General features: G+C 71.8%; 16 protein-coding genes. 12 read left to right on the forward strand and 4 right to left on the reverse strand.

Annotated features, from left to right (window positions below):
- Positions 1–43: 43 nt before the first annotated feature.
- Positions 44–733, forward strand: a complete 690-nt coding sequence (locus ITJ44_RS01180) for a hypothetical protein (protein ID WP_194632970.1) — start codon at positions 44–46, stop codon at positions 731–733.
- 37 nt (positions 734–770) lie between these two features.
- On the opposite strand, the gene ITJ44_RS01185 is transcribed toward ITJ44_RS01180, so the two are convergent.
- Complete coding sequence (locus ITJ44_RS01185) at positions 771–1,244, reverse strand: peroxiredoxin (protein ID WP_012038310.1); 474 nt, start codon at positions 1,242–1,244, stop codon at positions 771–773.
- Between the two features lie 242 nt (positions 1,245–1,486).
- On the opposite strand from ITJ44_RS01185, the gene aceE reads away from it, so the two are divergent.
- From aceE to ITJ44_RS01215, 6 genes are all read left to right on the forward strand, one after another.
- The gene (gene aceE / locus ITJ44_RS01190) at positions 1,487–4,213 is read left to right on the forward strand and encodes a pyruvate dehydrogenase (acetyl-transferring), homodimeric type (RefSeq protein ID WP_194632971.1); all 2,727 of its coding nucleotides are present in this window, start codon (positions 1,487–1,489) and stop codon (positions 4,211–4,213) included.
- Between the two features lie 16 nt (positions 4,214–4,229).
- Positions 4,230–5,504 (forward strand): helix-turn-helix domain-containing protein, encoded by a 1,275-nt coding sequence (locus tag ITJ44_RS01195; protein ID WP_194632972.1) that lies wholly within the window; start codon positions 4,230–4,232, stop codon positions 5,502–5,504.
- 94 nt (positions 5,505–5,598) lie between these two features.
- Positions 5,599–6,519 (forward strand): ACP S-malonyltransferase, encoded by a 921-nt coding sequence (locus ITJ44_RS01200; RefSeq protein ID WP_194632973.1) that lies wholly within the window; start codon positions 5,599–5,601, stop codon positions 6,517–6,519.
- Between the two features lie 30 nt (positions 6,520–6,549).
- Positions 6,550–7,563, forward strand: a complete 1,014-nt coding sequence (locus ITJ44_RS01205) for a beta-ketoacyl-ACP synthase III (protein ID WP_049791911.1) — start codon at positions 6,550–6,552, stop codon at positions 7,561–7,563.
- A gap of 53 nt (positions 7,564–7,616) precedes the next feature.
- Positions 7,617–7,865 (forward strand): acyl carrier protein, encoded by a 249-nt coding sequence (locus ITJ44_RS01210; RefSeq protein WP_012038305.1) that lies wholly within the window; start codon positions 7,617–7,619, stop codon positions 7,863–7,865.
- A gap of 79 nt (positions 7,866–7,944) precedes the next feature.
- Positions 7,945–9,186, forward strand: coding sequence for a beta-ketoacyl synthase (locus ITJ44_RS01215; protein WP_194632974.1), 1,242 nt, complete (start codon positions 7,945–7,947; stop codon positions 9,184–9,186).
- Positions 9,187–9,276: 90 nt separating this feature from the next.
- Here the strand turns inward: ITJ44_RS01215 and ITJ44_RS01220 are convergent, their stop codons facing one another.
- Positions 9,277–9,795, reverse strand: coding sequence for a DUF3145 domain-containing protein (locus ITJ44_RS01220; RefSeq protein WP_194632975.1), 519 nt, complete (start codon positions 9,793–9,795; stop codon positions 9,277–9,279).
- 263 nt (positions 9,796–10,058) lie between these two features.
- Here ITJ44_RS01220 and ITJ44_RS01225 point away from each other — a divergent pair, with 263 nt between their 5' ends.
- Positions 10,059–10,661: a PadR family transcriptional regulator gene (locus ITJ44_RS01225; protein WP_194632976.1), complete on the forward strand. Its 603-nt coding sequence runs from the start codon at positions 10,059–10,061 to the stop codon at positions 10,659–10,661.
- 1 nt (position 10,662) lies between these two features.
- Here the strand turns inward: ITJ44_RS01225 and ITJ44_RS01230 are convergent, their stop codons facing one another.
- Positions 10,663–11,514: a DUF1684 domain-containing protein gene (locus ITJ44_RS01230; protein ID WP_194632977.1), complete on the reverse strand. Its 852-nt coding sequence runs from the start codon at positions 11,512–11,514 to the stop codon at positions 10,663–10,665.
- Between the two features lie 94 nt (positions 11,515–11,608).
- Between ITJ44_RS01230 and ITJ44_RS01235 the strand changes: the two genes are divergently transcribed.
- A complete protein-coding gene (locus tag ITJ44_RS01235) occupies positions 11,609–11,797 on the forward strand; it encodes a hypothetical protein (protein ID WP_194632978.1) in 189 nt (62 codons plus the stop codon).
- Between the two features lie 66 nt (positions 11,798–11,863).
- Here the strand turns inward: ITJ44_RS01235 and ITJ44_RS01240 are convergent, their stop codons facing one another.
- Positions 11,864–13,534 (reverse strand): bifunctional 3'-5' exonuclease/DNA polymerase, encoded by a 1,671-nt coding sequence (locus ITJ44_RS01240; protein WP_194632979.1) that lies wholly within the window; start codon positions 13,532–13,534, stop codon positions 11,864–11,866.
- 256 nt (positions 13,535–13,790) lie between these two features.
- Between ITJ44_RS01240 and ITJ44_RS01245 the strand changes: the two genes are divergently transcribed.
- The 3 genes from ITJ44_RS01245 (at position 13,791) to ITJ44_RS01255 (ending at position 16,127) form a co-directional block, all read left to right on the forward strand.
- Positions 13,791–13,994 carry a cold-shock protein gene (locus tag ITJ44_RS01245; protein WP_012038298.1) on the forward strand — a complete coding sequence of 68 codons (204 nt, stop codon included), beginning with the start codon at positions 13,791–13,793 and terminating at the stop codon, positions 13,992–13,994.
- A gap of 117 nt (positions 13,995–14,111) precedes the next feature.
- Complete coding sequence (locus ITJ44_RS01250; protein WP_194632980.1) at positions 14,112–14,399, forward strand: hypothetical protein; 288 nt, start codon at positions 14,112–14,114, stop codon at positions 14,397–14,399.
- Positions 14,400–14,561: 162 nt separating this feature from the next.
- Complete coding sequence (locus tag ITJ44_RS01255; RefSeq protein ID WP_194632981.1) at positions 14,562–16,127, forward strand: sugar transferase; 1,566 nt, start codon at positions 14,562–14,564, stop codon at positions 16,125–16,127.

The raw sequence follows: 16,127 nt of genomic DNA on the forward strand, positions 1-16,127 counted from the left end.
GCGCCACGGCAGCCCGGCCCGCACGCGCCGTAGCCTCTCCCCCGTGACCATCCACCCCTCCCGTCGCACCGTCGCGGAGCCGCGTTGGCCCGCCGCGGTCGGCCTCGTCGTCGCCGTCGTGCTCTACGGCATCGCCCCGACGGCCGTCCCGGCCGCCGTCCGCATCGCGGTGGCGGTGATCGCCATCGCCCTCCTCGTGCCGCTCGTCGCGCTGAACCCCCGCCGGTTCGTCCGCGAGACGCCGTGGTCGCGCGGGCTCGGCCTCGCGCTCGGCGGCCTGCTCGTGGTGGCCAACCAGGTGAGCCTCGTGGTCCTGGTCATCGCGTTGGTGGACGCCTCGGAGGCGGGACCGCAGCTGCTTCTCACGGCCCTGCAGGTGTGGGCGACGAACGTGCTGGCCTTCGCTCTCGTCTTCTGGGAGCTGGACCGCGGCGGTCCGGTGGCGCGTCGGACGCACGCCCGCGCGGCGCTCGCGCCCGCCGACTTCCGCTTCCCGCAGGACGAGGACTCCGGCGCCGTCTCGGAGGTCGCCCGTCGCTCGTCGGAGCACGCGGACTGGGTCCCGGGGTTCATCGACTACGCGTACTTCTCGCTCACGAACTCGATGGCGTACAGCCCCACCGACGTCATGCCGCTGTCCCACCGCGCCAAGGCGCTCATGGCGCTGGAGGCCTTCGCCGGGTTCGTGATCCTCGCGCTGGTCATCGCCCGCGCGGTGAACATCCTCAGCTGACGCCCGCGGCGGAGGGGCCCGAGGGCCGCCCGGTCGATCAGGCCGGGACGAGCGCCAGGTCGCGGATCGCGGTGCGGTAGGCCTCGAGCTCCCGGGCCTCGCCCGGAGCCGTGATGAAGCTGCCGCGGATGATGCCGCGCGTGTCGATGAGGAAGGTCGCCCGGTTGGCGAACCCCTTCTCCTCGAGGAACACGCCGTACTCCTTCGCCACCTGGCCGTGGGGCCAGAAGTCGGCCAGGAGCTGGAAGTCGATGCCCTGCTGCTGGGCCCACGCGCGCAGCGTGTGCTTGCTGTCGACGCTGATGCCGATGAGCTCCACGCGGCTGTCGGCGAAGAGGCCGAGGTTCTCCTCGAGCTGGCACATCTCGCCGGTGCACGTGCCCGAGAACGCGAGGGGGAAGAAGACGAGGGCGACCGCGCGGTGTCCGCGGTACTCGCTCAACCGGACCCGCTCGCCGAACTGGTTGGCGAGCTCGAAGTCGGGAGCCTGTGTGTCGTTGGCCAGGGCCATGGGGTGCGGATCCTTCCGTGCCGGCAGATGTCCCCTGTCTGGCACGAGGACCGAGCTTACGCCGGGGATCCGCGAAGTCCAGCTCCACGGGCGCCCCGGGACCGCCGACGGGCCGCGCCGGCGCTAGTCCTGCACCGTCGGTCGGCATGGGTAGGCTGGCCCTCGGCGTACGCGCGGTCTCGCACCCTTCGAGCCCCGTGGCACCGAAGACGATGTCTGCACACCACAGGAAGAGGTCGAGGGTGACTGTCAACGACCAGGATCCGTACTCGGTGAACCACACCGACCAGGATCCGGAAGAGACCGCCGAATGGAACGAGTCGCTCGACGGGCTCGTGGAGACGCAGGGCCGGGGTCGCGCGCGCGACGTCATGCTCAGCCTCCTCAAGCGCTCCAAGGAGCTCCACCTCGGCGTGCCGATGGTCCCGACCACGGACTACATCAACACCATCGCGCCGGAGAACGAGCCCGACTTCCCCGGTGACGAGGACCTCGAGCGCCGCTACCGCGCCTGGATCCGCTGGAACGCGGCCGTCACCGTGCACCGGGCCCAGCGCCCCGGCATCGCGGTCGGCGGGCACATCGCCACGTACGCCTCCTCCGCCGCGCTCTACGAGGTCGGCTACAACCACTTCTTCCGCGGCCAGGACCACCCGGGTGGCGGCGACCAGGTCTTCGTGCAGGGTCACGCCTCCCCCGGCACCTACGCCCGCGCCTTCCTCGAGGGACGCCTGAGCGAGCACCAGCTCGACGGCTTCCGCCAGGAGAAGAGCCACGCGGGCGGCGGCCTCTCGTCGTACCCGCACCCGCGCCTCATGCCGGAGTTCTGGCAGTTCCCCACGGTGTCGATGGGCCTCGGCCCGATCAACGCGATCTACCAGGCGCAGGCGAACAAGTACCTCACCAACCGCGGCATCAAGGACGCCTCCGACCAGCAGGTGTGGGCGTTCCTCGGCGACGGCGAGATGGACGAGGTCGAGAGCCGCGGCCAGCTCCAGGTCGCGGCGAACGAGAAGCTCGACAACCTCAACTTCGTCATCAACTGCAACCTGCAGCGCCTCGACGGCCCCGTCCGCGGCAACGGCAAGATCATCCAGGAGCTCGAGAGCTTCTTCCGCGGCGCCGGCTGGAACGTCATCAAGGTCGTGTGGGGCCGCGAGTGGGACGACCTGCTCGCCCGCGACACCGAGGGCGCGCTCCTCGACCTCATGAACCGCACTCCCGACGGCGACTACCAGACCTACAAGGCCGAGAGCGGCGCCTACATCCGCGAGAACTTCTTCGGGCGCGACGAGCGCACCGCGAAGCTCGTCGAGGGCTACACCGACGACCAGATCTGGAACCTCAAGCGCGGCGGCCACGACTACCGCAAGGTCTACGCGGCCTTCAAGGCGGCCAGCGAGCACACGGGCCAGCCCACGGTCATCCTCGCGAAGACCGTCAAGGGCTACGGCCTCGGCCCGAGCTTCGAGGGCCGCAACGCGACCCACCAGATGAAGAAGCTGACGCTCGACAACCTCAAGCAGTTCCGCGACGAGATGCGCGTGCCGATCACGGACGCCCAGCTCGAGGAGAACCCCTACCTGCCGCCGTACTACCACCCCGGACAGGACGACGAGGCCATCCAGTACATGCAGGAGCGCCGCCGTGCGCTCGGCGGGTACTCGCCCGAGCGCCGGACGTCGCACACGGCGATCACGCTGCCGGACGACTCCGCGTACCGCATCTCCAAGAAGGGATCCGGCACGCAGGAGATCGCCACGACCATGGCGTTCGTCCGGCTCCTGAAGGACCTGATCCGCTCGAAGGACTTCGGCAACCGCGTCGTCCCGATCATCCCGGACGAGGCCCGCACGTTCGGCATCGACGCCTTCTTCCCGACGGCGAAGATCTACAACCCGAACGGGCAGCACTACACGTCGGTCGACCGCGAGCTCCTGCTGTCCTACAAGGAGAGCCCGCAGGGCCAGATCGTGCACGTGGGCATCAACGAGGCGGGCGCCCTCGCGGCGTTCACGAACCTCGGCACGACGTACGCGACGCAGGGCGAGCCGCTGATCCCGATCTACGTCTTCTACTCGATGTTCGGGTTCCAGCGCACGGGCGACGCGATCTGGGCGGCCGGCGACCAGATGGCGCGCGGCTTCCTCATCGGCGCCACCGCGGGACGCACCACGCTCACGGGCGAGGGCCTCCAGCACGCCGACGGGCACTCGCTCGTCCTCTCGCAGACGAACCCCGCGGTCGTGTCCTACGACCCCGCGTACGCCTACGAGATCGGCCACATCGTGCGCTCCGGCCTCGAGCGCATGTACGGCGGCGAGCACGAGGACCCGAACGTCATGTACTACCTGACGGTCTACAACGAGCCGATCATCCACCCGAGCGAGCCCGAGGGCGTGGACGTGGACGGCATCGTCCGCGGCGTCTACAAGCTCAAGGACGGGTGGGTCGACGGACCGAAGGCGCAGCTCATGGCCTCCGGCGTCGCGGTCCCGTGGGCCCTCGAGGCGCAGCAGCTGCTGGCCGACGACTGGGGCGTGTCCGCCGACGTGTGGTCCGTCACCTCGTGGGGCGAGCTGCGTCGCGACGGCCTGGCCGCGGAGGAGCACAACATGCTCCACCCGCACTCCGAGACCCGGGTCCCGTACCTGGAGGAGAAGCTGCGCCACGCGGAGGGCCCGTTCGTCGCGGTCACCGACTTCTCGCACGCGGTCCCCGACCAGATCCGGCAGTTCGTGCCCGGCGACTACTCGACGCTCGGCGCCGACGGCTTCGGCTTCTCGGACACGCGTCCGGCAGCCAGGCGGTTCTTCGCGATCGACGGTCCGTCGATGGTCGTGAAGACGCTGCAGCGCCTGGCCAAGCAGGGCAAGGTCGACCAGGACGCGCCGAAGTGGGCGATCGACAAGTACCGCCTGCTCGACGTCAACGCCGGAACGACCGGATCGGCGGGCGGCGAGGCGTGAGCTGCGCCGACCTGACGTGACACCCAGCGACCGGCACGACACCGACGTGGAGACCGGGGAGACGAAGGCGGAGACGCTGACGTGGCTCCGGTCCCTGTCGGGCGAGCTCGCGAGCGCGACGCTCAAGCGGCTGGAGGACACGCTGCCCTGGTACGGCGAGATGCCGCCGGGGCGGCGGTCCGCCGTCGGGCTGGTCGCGCAGGCCGGCATCACCTCCTTCATCCACTGGTACGACGATCCCGACTCGACGCCGTGGATCGCGGCCGACGTCTTCGGCGCCGCGCCGCGCGAGCTCCTCCGCTCGGTGAGCCTGCAGCAGACGCTGCAGCTCATCCGCGTCACGGTCGAGGTGGTCGAGGACCGCGTCCGCGACCGGCACCGCACGGTGCGCGACGCGATCCTGCTGTACTCGCGGGAGATCGCGTTCGCCGCAGCCGACGTGTACGCGCGCGCCGCCGAGGCCCGCGGGCTGTGGGACGCCCGGCTCGAGGCGCTCGTCGTCGACAGCATCCTCTCAGGCGAGTACGACGACGAGCTCCCGTCCCGGATCGCGGCGCTCGGCTGGCACGGGCACGGCGAGGTCTCCGTGCTCGTCGGCACCGCACCTGCCGTGCTCGACGTCGACCAGCTGCGACGCACGGCGCGGCACCTCGAGGCCGACGTGCTCATCGGCGTCCAGGGCAGCCGCCTGGTGCTCGTCATCGGCCGCGCGTCGCCCGCCGTGGCGGACCCGGAGGCCACGGCCGCCGAGACGCCTCCTGTGACCTTCCTCGAGATCGCGACCCAGCTCGAGCCCGGGTTCGGGGCGGGGCACCTCGTCCTCGGCCACGAGGTGCCGAGCCTCGTCGAGGCGTCGCGGAGCGCCCGCGCGGCGCTGGCCGGATTCGCCGTCGCCCGCTCATGGCGGAACGCCCCGCGGCCCACGCTCGCCGACGACCTGCTCCCCGAGCGCGCCCTCGCCGGCGACCCGCTCGCGCGGTCCACGCTCATCAACCGCATCTACAAGCCGCTGCAGGCGCACTCGACCGAGCTGCTCGCGACGCTGTGGTGCTACCTCGACACCGGCCGCTCCCTGGAGGCGACCGCGCGGGAGCTGTTCGTGCACCCCAACACGGTGCGCTACCGCCTCAAGCGGGTCTCCGACGTGATCGGCTGGGATGCCACGGGCGCGAGGGAGGCCCTCATCCTCCAGGCGGCGCTCATCATCGGGAGCATCGCCGAGGCGGGCACCACCGTCCCCAAGCAGCAGGGCTCCGGCCGCGCCCGCCCGAAGCGCCAGGCGGCACGATGAGGCGCCCCCCGTGTGTCATCGTCACAATGTCCCGGCGGATCCTCTGTAGGACGTCGACTCCGACGCGCCTCGCCGCGGGCGGGAGGATGGACGGATGATCATCGTCGTCTGCCCGGGCCAGGGCTCCCAGAAGCCCGGCTTCCTCTCCCCCTGGCTCGAGCACCCCGAGCACGCACGACGACTGGGCGAGCTGGGCGAGGCGGCGGGCCTCGACCTCGTCACCCACGGCACCACGTCCGACGCCGACACCATCCGCGACACCGCCGTCGCGCAACCGCTCATCGTCGCCGCGGGCATCGTCGCCCTGCACGCGCTCCTCGCCGATGGCCGTGACGCGTACGTCGCCGGAATCGCCGGCCACTCGGTCGGCGAGATCACCGCGGCCGCCGGTGCGGGCATCCTCACGGACGACGAGGCGATGCGCGTGGTGCGCACCCGCGGCGACGCGATGGCCGAGGCCGCCGGCATCACCCGCACGGGCATGAGCGCGGTCGTCGGCGGCGACCAGGACGCCGTCCTCGCTCGGCTCGCCGAGCTCGACCTCGAGCCGGCCAACTTCAACGGCGGCGGCCAGATCGTGGTCGCCGGCGCTCCCGACGCCCTCGCCGCGCTGCAGGCCGAGCCCCTCCGCGGCACGCGCGTCATCCCGCTCCAGGTCGCCGGTGCGTTCCACACGCACCACATGGCGCCCGCCGTCGAGGCCCTGCGCGCCGCGGTCGCGCCGCTCGCTCCCCGCGACCCGCGCTTCCCGGTCTGGACCAACCATGACGGCACCCGCGTCGAGTCCGGCGCCGCGTACCTCGACCTCATCGTCGGGCAGGTGGCGAGCCCGGTGCGCTGGGACCTCTGCATGGAGGCCTTCGCCGCCGCGGGCGTCACCGGCCTCATCGAGGTCGCGCCCGCCGGAGCGCTCACGGGCCTCGCCAAGCGCGGCCTGAAGGGCCTCCCGACGCTCGCGCTCTCCACGCCAGACGACCTCCCGGCGGCGATCGACATGCTCGACGCGCACGCCTGATCCCGCCTCACCGACACCGAACAGGCACCCATGACCGACCAGCCCCGCCCCACCATCCAGACCGCGCCCGTGGTCGAGCGCTTCACCCGCATCTGGGGCCTCGGCGCCGCCCGCGGCGAGCTCGACGTGCCCAACGACGACCTCGTCGGCCCCATCGACTCCTCCGACGAGTGGATCCGCCAGCGCACCGGGATCATCACGCGCAAGCGCGCCGGCGCCGACGTCGACGCGGTCGACCTGGCGACCACCGCATCGCTCGAGGCGATCGCGAAGGCGGGCATCCGGCCGGAGCAGATCGGCATCGTCCTCGTCTCGACCGTCAGCAACACCGTGCAGACGCCCTCGATGGCCGCGCTCCTCGCCGACCGCATCGGCGCGAACCCCGCCCCCGCCTACGACATCTCGGCCGCGTGCGCCGGGTACACCTACGGCATCGCCCAGGCGGACTCCTTCATCCGCTCGGGCCTCGCGGAGTACGTCCTCGTGGTCGGCGCGGAGAAGCTGTCCGACATCGTCGACCCCACCGACCGCTCCATCTCCTTCCTGCTCGGCGACGGCGCCGGCGCCGCGATCGTCGGCCCGAGCGACACCCCCGGCATCTCGCCGACCGTGTGGGGATCGGACGGCTCGAACTGGGACGCGGTCGGCATGACCGGCACCCTGAAGAGCATGCGCGACGGATCCGCGTGGCCGACGCTCCGCCAGGACGGCCAGAAGGTCTTCCGCTGGGCCGTGTGGGAGATGGTCAAGGTCGCCAAGGAGGCGCTCGACCGCGCAGGGGTGGCACCCGAGCAGCTCGCCGCCTTCATCCCGCACCAGGCCAACATGCGCATCGTCGACGAGTTCGCGAAGCAGCTCGGCCTCCCCGAGTCGGTCGCCATCGCGCGCGACATCGCCACGACGGGCAACACCTCCGCCGCGTCGATCCCGCTCGCCACCCACCGCCTGCTCGAGGAGGACCCGTCGCTGTCCGGCGGCCTCGCCCTGCAGATCGGGTTCGGCGCGGGACTCGTCTTCGGCGCGCAGGTCGTCGTCCTGCCCTGAGCCCCGCCGCCCCATAAGCTGTTCCGGTCATCACGAACCACGAGGAGATACACATGGCACTGTCCACCGAAGAAGTCCTGGCCGGCCTGGCCGAGCTCGTCAACGACGAGACCGGGATCGCCACCGACACCGTCGAGATGGACAAGTCGTTCACCGACGACCTGGACATCGACTCGATCTCGATGATGACGATCGTCGTCAACGCCGAGGAGAAGTTCGACGTCAAGATCCCGGACGAGGAAGTCAAGAACCTCAAGACCGTCGGCGACGCGGTCACGTTCATCACCAACGCGCAGTCCTGATCGCGCGGAGCATGGCCGGTCCCGGATCCGGGGCCGGCCATCTCCCTCCCCCGTTCCCGACGTCGAGGAGACGCCACGCATGACCACCCCCAAGAAGATCGTCGTCACCGGCATCGGCGCGACGTCTCCGCTCGGCGGCACCGCCGAGGAGACCTGGCAGGCGCTCCTGCGCGGTGAGTCGGGCATCAGCACCCTCGAGCAGGACTGGGTCGCGAAGTGGGAGATCCCCGTCACCTTCGCCGGGCAGGCCAAGGTGCCGTCCTCCGAGGTCATGCAGCGCATCGAGACCAAGCGCCTCGACCCGTCGAGCCAGTTCGCGCTCACGGCCGCGCGCGAGGCTTGGGCCGACGCCGGATCCCCGGAGGTCGACCCCCTGCGCTTCGCCGTGGACTGGGCGACCGGCATCGGCGGCGTGTGGACCCTGCTCGACGCCTGGGACACCCTCCGCGAGAAGGGTCCCCGCCGCGTCCTCCCCATGACGGTCCCCATGCTCATGCCCAACGGACCTGCGGCCGCGGTCGGCATGGACCTCGGCGCGCGCGCCGGCATCCAGACGGTCGTCTCCGCGTGCGCCTCGAGCACCGAGTCCATCGCCAGCGCGTACGAGCACCTCCAGGCGGGACGTGCGGACATCATCGTCGCCGGCGGATCCGAGGCCTCGATCCACCCGCTGCCCATCGCCTCGTTCGCCGCGATGCAGGCGCTCTCGAAGCGCAACGACGACCCCCAGCGCGCCTCGCGCCCGTACGACATCGCACGCGACGGCTTCGTGCTGGGCGAGGGCGGCGCCGCCCTGGTGCTCGAGACCGAGGAGCACGCGAAGGCCCGCGGCGCGCGCATCTACGCCGAGCTCGTGGGCGGCGCGGTCACGAGCGACGCGTTCCACATCACGGCACCCGACCCCGAGGGGACGGCCGCCGCGCGCGCCATGATCCAGACCATCGAGGGCGCGGGCTACTCGCGGGGCGACGTCTCGCACATCAACGTCCACGCGACGAGCACGCCCGTCGGCGACATCGCCGAGTACAAGGCCCTCGAGCGCGTGTTCGGCGACGCCGTGCACGGGATCCCCGTGAGCGCCACGAAGGCGTCGACGGGCCACCTGCTGGGAGGTGCGGGCGCCATCGAGGCCGTCTTCACCGTGAAGGCGCTGGCGGAGCGCACCGCTCCCCCGACGATCAACCTCACGGAGCAGGACCCGGACATCCCGCTCGACGTCGTCACGTCGCCGCGGTCGCTCGGCGACGGCGACCTGCTCGCGATCAGCAACTCCTTCGGCTTCGGCGGGCACAACGCGGTCATCGCGTTCCGCAGCGTCTAGGCGCATCCACGACGAGAGGCCCCGACCGCATGGTCGGGGCCTCTCGTCGTGCGTGCGGGGAGGAGCCGCGCGCCGGGTGACGGGGTCGGCTCAGCCGACCTTGTGCAGCCAGACGACCGGGCTGAAGTCGCTCGCGTGGCGGAACGCCTCGAGCTCGTCGTCCCAGGCCTGGCCCATGGCGAGGCGCAGCTCGCGGTGGAGCTCCAGCGTGTTGGAGCCGGCGACGTCGAGGGCGTAGCGGATGCGGTCCTCCGGGATGACGGTGTTGCCGGCGGTGTCCGTCTGCGCGAAGAACACGCCGAGGTCGGGCGTGTGCATCCAGCGTCCGCCGTCGCGGCCGGGCCCGGCGTCCTCGGTCACCTCGTAGCGCAGGTGCTCCCAGCCGCGGAGTCCGCTGGCGATGGCGGCGCCGGATCCTTCCGGGCCCTCCCAGAAGTACTCGGCGCGCATCGCGCCCTTCAGGACCGGCTGCGGGTCCCACATGAAGTTCACGGCGTGACCCAGCGCACGACCGGCGGCCCATTCGACATGGGGGCAGAGCGCGCGAGGGGAGGAGTGCACGTAGAGCACTCCTCGAGCCGGTCTTGAGTTGGCGACGGGTGCTTCCATGGGTCTCCTCCATCCGATCAGATGCGTCTTCCCCAACGATCTGCGTGCGATGGATGAGCTCCACACCTGCCGGTGCGGCCGGCGCGGACGCCGACGTCCCCATCATGGCGGGTCATCCTGTGCGCGGGCAACATGCGGGTCACGACGCGCCGCGGCGGGATGCCCCTCACGGATCGCGGGTCGCGGCGGGTCTCCCCCGGCATGCATGCCGGGAATGCCTATGCTCCAGGTGTCGGCCCGTCGGGCCGGGAGACGAGGCGGGCATGTCGGTGCGGCACGCGCTCCTCGCGGTCCTCACCGAGGGCACCTGCTACGGGTACCAGCTCCGGACGGAGTTCTCGCGGCGGACGGGCACCGCGGTGCCGCTCAACGTCGGCCAGATCTACAACACGCTCGACCGGCTCGAGCGCGACGGTCTCGTCGTGAAGGGCGCCATGGACGATGCGGGCCACGTGCCGTACACGATCACCGCGGCCGGGACGGAGGAGGTGGAGGCGTGGCTCTCCGCGAGCATCGGCGCCGTCCCTGCCCGCGACGAGCTCGTGGTGAAGGTCACCCTGGCGCTGTCGCTCCCCGATGCCGACGCGCGCGAGGTCGTCCGGGTCCAGCGCGAGTGCTCGCTCGCCGAGGCGGCTGCGCTCGCGCGAGCGCGAGAGCGGCTCGAGGCGGACACCGGCGGACACGCGCTCGCGCGCCTGCTGTCCGTGGAGGCGCAGGAGGCGCAGCTGCGCGCGCGCCTGGCCTGGCTCGACGCCGCCGAGAGTCGGATCGGCGATGCGCGCGCGACGGGCGCGCGGCCCGCGGGACTGGCCGCCGCTCCCCGCCGGGGGCGCCCGGCGCGCGCTCCGGATGGGTCCGCCGACTGACCTAGTGCAGCAGCCCGCCGTCCTTCGCGAGCACGTTCTTCTCCCCCGCCTCGATGGGCACGGCGAAGCGGTTCTGCTTCGGCGGCATCGGGCAGTTGAAGTTGTAGCTGAAGGCGCACGGGGGCAGGTACGCGCGGTTGAAGTCCAGCGTGATCGTCCCGTCGGGCGAGGGCGCGACCATGAGGAAGCGGCCCACGCCGTAGGTCGACTCCCCGCTCGTGGCGTCGGAGAAGACCAGCAGGAGCGCTCGGCCCTCGCGGAAGGCGGCCAGCGAGTAGTCGACGCCGTCCTTGGCGAACGTGATCTCACCGGGCACGATCTTGTCCTTGGTGGCGCCGTCGTCCTTGAGGTGCTCGAAGCCCATCGCGCGTCCGCCCTCGATGGGCGTGAAGTCGGCCTCCACGACCCACTCCTCCGAGTACGGGAACGCGTCGATGCCGCCGAAGTCGCGGATGGCGTCCGACTGCGCGTCCCAGACGCGGAGCGCGTACGCTCCCTCCTCGCTCGCGATGACGAACGCCGAGACCGTGTCGCTCGCGACGACGGACGACGGCTGCGGGTCGTCGCGGCCGCGCACGATCGCCTCCCCGTCGACGAGGACGCCGTCGACGTGCAGGCCGTCGGCCGCGGTCGCCTGGACGCGGAGGCCGGAGGTCCCGGGCTCGAGGGGCGACCAGGTGCCGGGGATGCCGTAGACGGGCTGCGGAGCGGCGTCGTGCGAGATCCACTGCGTGTTGACGAGGGCCAGGTTGCCCTGGGGCAGGACCACCATCTGCTCGCGACGCGAGCGGTAGACGGCGAGCACCTCCGCCGGGTCGGTGGGAGCTGGGGCGGCGGGGGCGGGATCGGTCATGCGTACATCCTCGCCGCACGCGGGGCAGGGGCCAAGTCGGCGCGCGTCCGGCTGCGGGGTTCCCCGTCGAGCAGCGCGAGCGTACGGTCGGGGCATGAGCGCAGATCACGAGAGCACCCCGACCGACGACGACCGCACGACGACGAACATCGAGGAGCACGAGGAGTCGTCGTCCTCCTCGACCACGACGGGAAGCGCTTCGGACGGGTCCACCCCCGACGGCTCCGGGAGCAACACGGGCGAGGGTGACGACCACCAGGGCGACGTCGCATCCGGCGGCTGAGCCTCCCCGCGAGCAGACGACGCCCGGTCCCCCGAGGGGTCGGGCGTCGTCGTGTCCGGGCGCGGCTCACTTGGCCTGCGCGTAGTCGTCGACGACGGCGATGGTGACGGGGAAGTCGACGGGTGCGTCGCCGAACAGCAGGCGGCCGGCCTCCGCGGCGGCCTCGGCCACGGCACGGCCCACCTCGTCGACGCGGTCGTCGGGCGTGTGCACCATGACCTCGTCGTGCAGGAAGAAGACGAGGTGCGGACGTGATCCCGGCCGCTCCATCGCGGCGAGGCGGCGCCGGAGCCCGGCGAGCCAGCACAGCGCCCATTCGGCGGCGCTGCCCTGGACGACGAAGTTGCGGGTGAAGCGGCCCTGATCGCGAGCGGACGTGCGCGCTCGGGCGGCGTCAGCCGCGGACGCCTCCCCGGCGCGGCCGATCTGCTGCACGTCCACCCACGCGTCGCCGGGCGGCGGCGACGACCTCCCGAGCCGCGTGCTCACGACGCCCCCGCTCTCCCCCGCCCGCGCGGCGCGCTCCACGAATCCGGTCGCGCGCGGGTAGGCCCGGACGAGCCGGGGCATGAGGCGTCCGCTCTCGCCGGAGGTGGCGCCGTACATGGCGCCCAGCATCGCGACCTTGGCGTGCGCGCGGGTGTCGACGACGCCGGCGTCGACGAGGCCCTGGTAGAGGTCGGTGCCGCGACCCGCGTCGGCCATGGCGCGGTCCTCCGCGAGGGCCGCGAGGACGCGCGGCTCGAGCTGCGCGGCGTCGGCGACCACGAGCCGCCAGCCGGGATCCGCCCGGACGGCCGACCGGATCTGGCGCGGCAGCTGCAGCGCGCCCCCTCCGCTGGCGGCCCATCGACCGGTGACGACCCCGCCCGGCACGTACTCGGGGTGGAAGCGGCCGTCCCGGATCCACGTCTCCATCCACGTCCACCCGTTGGCCGTGAGGAGGCGGGACAGCTTCTTGTGCTCCAGCAGCGGTGCGATGACGGGATGGTCGATCTCCTGCAGCTCCCACTGCCGCGTGCTCGTCGCGTCGATGCCGGCGCGGCGGAGCGCCCGGAGCACGTCGGGCGGGCTGTCGACGTTGAGGTCGGGGGCGGCGAGGGCCTCCCGGATCCGCGTGGCGAGGCGCAGCAGCGCGGGCGGCGCGCCGCCGTGCGCGGGCCGTCCCCCGAGCAGGTCGACCAGGAGCGCGTCGTGGACGGCCGTGTCCCACGGCAGCCCGTCGGCCGACATCTCGGCGGCGACGAGGGCGCCCGCCGACTCCGCGGCGAGGAGGAGGCGCAGGCGGCCGGGTTCAGCGCTGCCCGCGACGGCGTCCAGCTGCCGCCGGAGCTCGGCGACGAGCTCGTTCGGTGAACGGCCCTCCGGTGCGTCGAGGTCGTCGAAGAGCGTCGCCGTGGCCGATGGCTCCCGTTCTTGCACGGCAGGTCGATCCCATGCGCCGACGGGGAGCCTGGCGAGGTCGCTGTCCGCGGTCTGCGTGGAGAGCCGGAGGATCGCGTGGCAGAGCCGGAGGTCGTGGCAGCGGGCGACGCGGACGCCCGCGGCGATCAGCCCCCTCGCCCACACCGCGGTGTCGTCCCACACCCACCGCGGCGCGGGCTCGGCGCGTTCACGCACGGCGGCGACCGCCGGCCATCCGGCGGACGGGACGTCCCGCGTCGCCGTGACGGTCCCGGTCGCATCGAGGTCGACGAGCCGCACGCCGGAGGGCGTCCGCGCGACCAGGATGTGCATGCCCTCATCATCGCGTGCGCGTCCGACGTCGGACGCGCCCGTCGGCCCCGCCGCTCCCCCTCACGGCGACTCGGAGGGAAACAACCGACGAGAATGTGCCCGCATCCCCCGCTGGCGCGGTTTCACCCGCTAGGGTTGGACACAAGTCGTCAGGTCCTCACGATCCGCCCGGTCCGCCGGAAGCATCACGAGGGGCAGACGACCCGCGGTCCCGGGTCCCGGGATCGATGCATCTCTTTTTGAAGGAAATTTCGTCATGGCAACAGGCACCGTCAAGTGGTTCAACGCTGAAAAGGGCTTCGGCTTCATCGCTCCCGACAACGGAACCGCGGATGTGTTCGCTCACTACTCCGCGATCGCGACGGGCGGCTACAAGTCGCTCGACGAGAACCAGAAGGTCGAGTTCGAGGTCGCCCAGGGCCCCAAGGGTCCCCAGGCTGAGAACATCCGCCCGCTCTAATGCCACCCGCTCGCCTCTGGTGAGCGCAGCACGCTGAGCTTCCGAGAACGGCTCCGACCATGTGGTCGGGGCCGTTCTCCATTTAACGCAGCACTCGTGCGTGCGGGACCATGGACCGTGCCCTCCTATCGCATCACCATGACCGTCGGCGCGCTGCGTCCCGGCGCCGACCCCGCCGCCGTCCTCCCCGCCGCCGCCGCCGAGGCCGCCCGGATCGCCACCCTCGAGGCGAACGACATCCAGGTCGTGCGCGGCGAGCCCCGCCTCACCGTCCGCTTCACCGCGGACGACGACGCCGCGGCCGAGCGCATAGCGGGTGCGGTCCGGTCCCGGGCGGGTGAGCTCGTCGACATCCCCCGCGCGAGCATCACGCGTCGCGACGGAGGTGCGTGGACACGGATCTGATCCGGGCGGGACGCTCCTGTCCCCCGCGGGTCCCGTGTCCCCCGACGGTCTCCTCACGGCCGCTTCCGACATGCGCAGCGGAGCATCGTCGGCAACGCCTGTAGTGTCGATCCCAAGAGCCGACGACGCCTCAGGGGGACGCACCATCGGCTTGGGGGGACGATGATCGAACAGAAGACCACGCAGGACACGGGAGCACGGGAGACCGGCACCCGTCGACGCATCATCGACAGGTCCGCGAAGGGCCTGCGCGCTGACGCCGGACCGCTCACCGAGGCGGACGGCCAACGGGCGCACGACTGGCGCCGCATCTACGCGGTGGGGCTCGCCGTCACCGATCTCCTCGTCCTCGTCTGGGTCGTCTTCGGCGTCCAGATCGCGTGGTTCGGCATGGAGACCTCGGACGTCGCCTTCAACGGGGACTACGAGGGGGCGGCCGTCAGCTACTCGCTCATCTCGGTCGTCATCGTCGCGAGCTGGATGGTGGCGCTCGGCCTGTACGGCACCCGCGGCTATCGCGTGCTGGGCACGGGGCCGCAGGAGTACCGGCTGATCCTCGACGCCACGGTCCGGCTGTTCGGGCTGGTCGCCATCGTGGCGTTCCTCGGACGCATCGACTTCGCCCGCGGCTACATCATCATCGCGCTCCCCCTCGGGCTCGTGACCCTCGTGCTCAGCAGATGGATGTGGCGGCAGTGGCTCAACGTGCAGCGCGCCAAGGGCCGGTACTCGTCCCGCGTGCTCCTGATCGGGTCCGAGGCGTCGACGGGCTTCCTGGCCCGCGAGCTCGCGCGCCAGCCCTACGCCGGCTACCACGTGGTCGGGGCCTGCATCCCGTCCGGCGTCATCGCGGCGACGTTGCCGGGCACCGGCATCCCCGTCCTCGGCAAGCTCGACGACCTGCAGGCCGCCATGCGCGCGGTCGACGCCGACACCATCGTCATCGCCAGCAACGACGAGCTGTCGCCCGAGCGGATCCGCGAGCTCAGCTGGTCGCTGGAGCCCGGACGCCAGCACCTCGTGGTGGCGCCCAGCCTGACCGACATCGGCGGGCCGCGGATCCACACCCGCCCGGTCGCCGGACTGCCGCTGATCCACGTGGAGACCCCGCGCTACGAGGGCACGAAGCTCTTCGCCAAGCGGGCGTTCGACATCGTCGCGAGCCTGCTGATCCTCGTCGTGGCCTCGCCCCTGTTCCTCGCCATCTCCATCACCATCCGGCTGAGCACCCCGGGTCCCGTGCTCTTCCGCCAGGAGCGCGTGGGCATCAACGGCCGCCCGTTCCAGATGCTGAAGTTCCGCACCATGGTGACGGACGCGGAGGCGCGGCTGCGGGAGCTCCAGCAGCAGTCCCGTGACGCGGGCAACTCCGTGCTCTTCAAGATGAAGGACGACCCGCGCGTCACCCCCATCGGCCGGTTCCTCCGCCGCTACAGCCTCGACGAGCTCATGCAGCTCGTGAACGTACTGAACGGCAGCATGTCCCTCGTGGGACCGCGGCCTCCGCTCGCCCGGGAGGTGGAGGAGTACGAGACGAAGGTGCACCGGCGCTTCCTCGTGAAGCCGGGCATCACGGGCCTCTGGCAGGTGAGCGGCCGCTCGAACCTCTCGTGGGAGGACAGCGTGCGGCTCGACCTGTACTACGTCGAGAACTGGTCGATCGTGGGAGACCTCGTCATCCTGTGGAAGACGGCGAAGGCCGTCCTGGCGCGCGAGGGCGCGTACTGA

The organism is Clavibacter sp. VKM Ac-2873 (genome assembly GCF_015351075.1).
Taxonomy (GTDB): domain Bacteria; phylum Actinomycetota; class Actinomycetes; order Actinomycetales; family Microbacteriaceae; genus Clavibacter.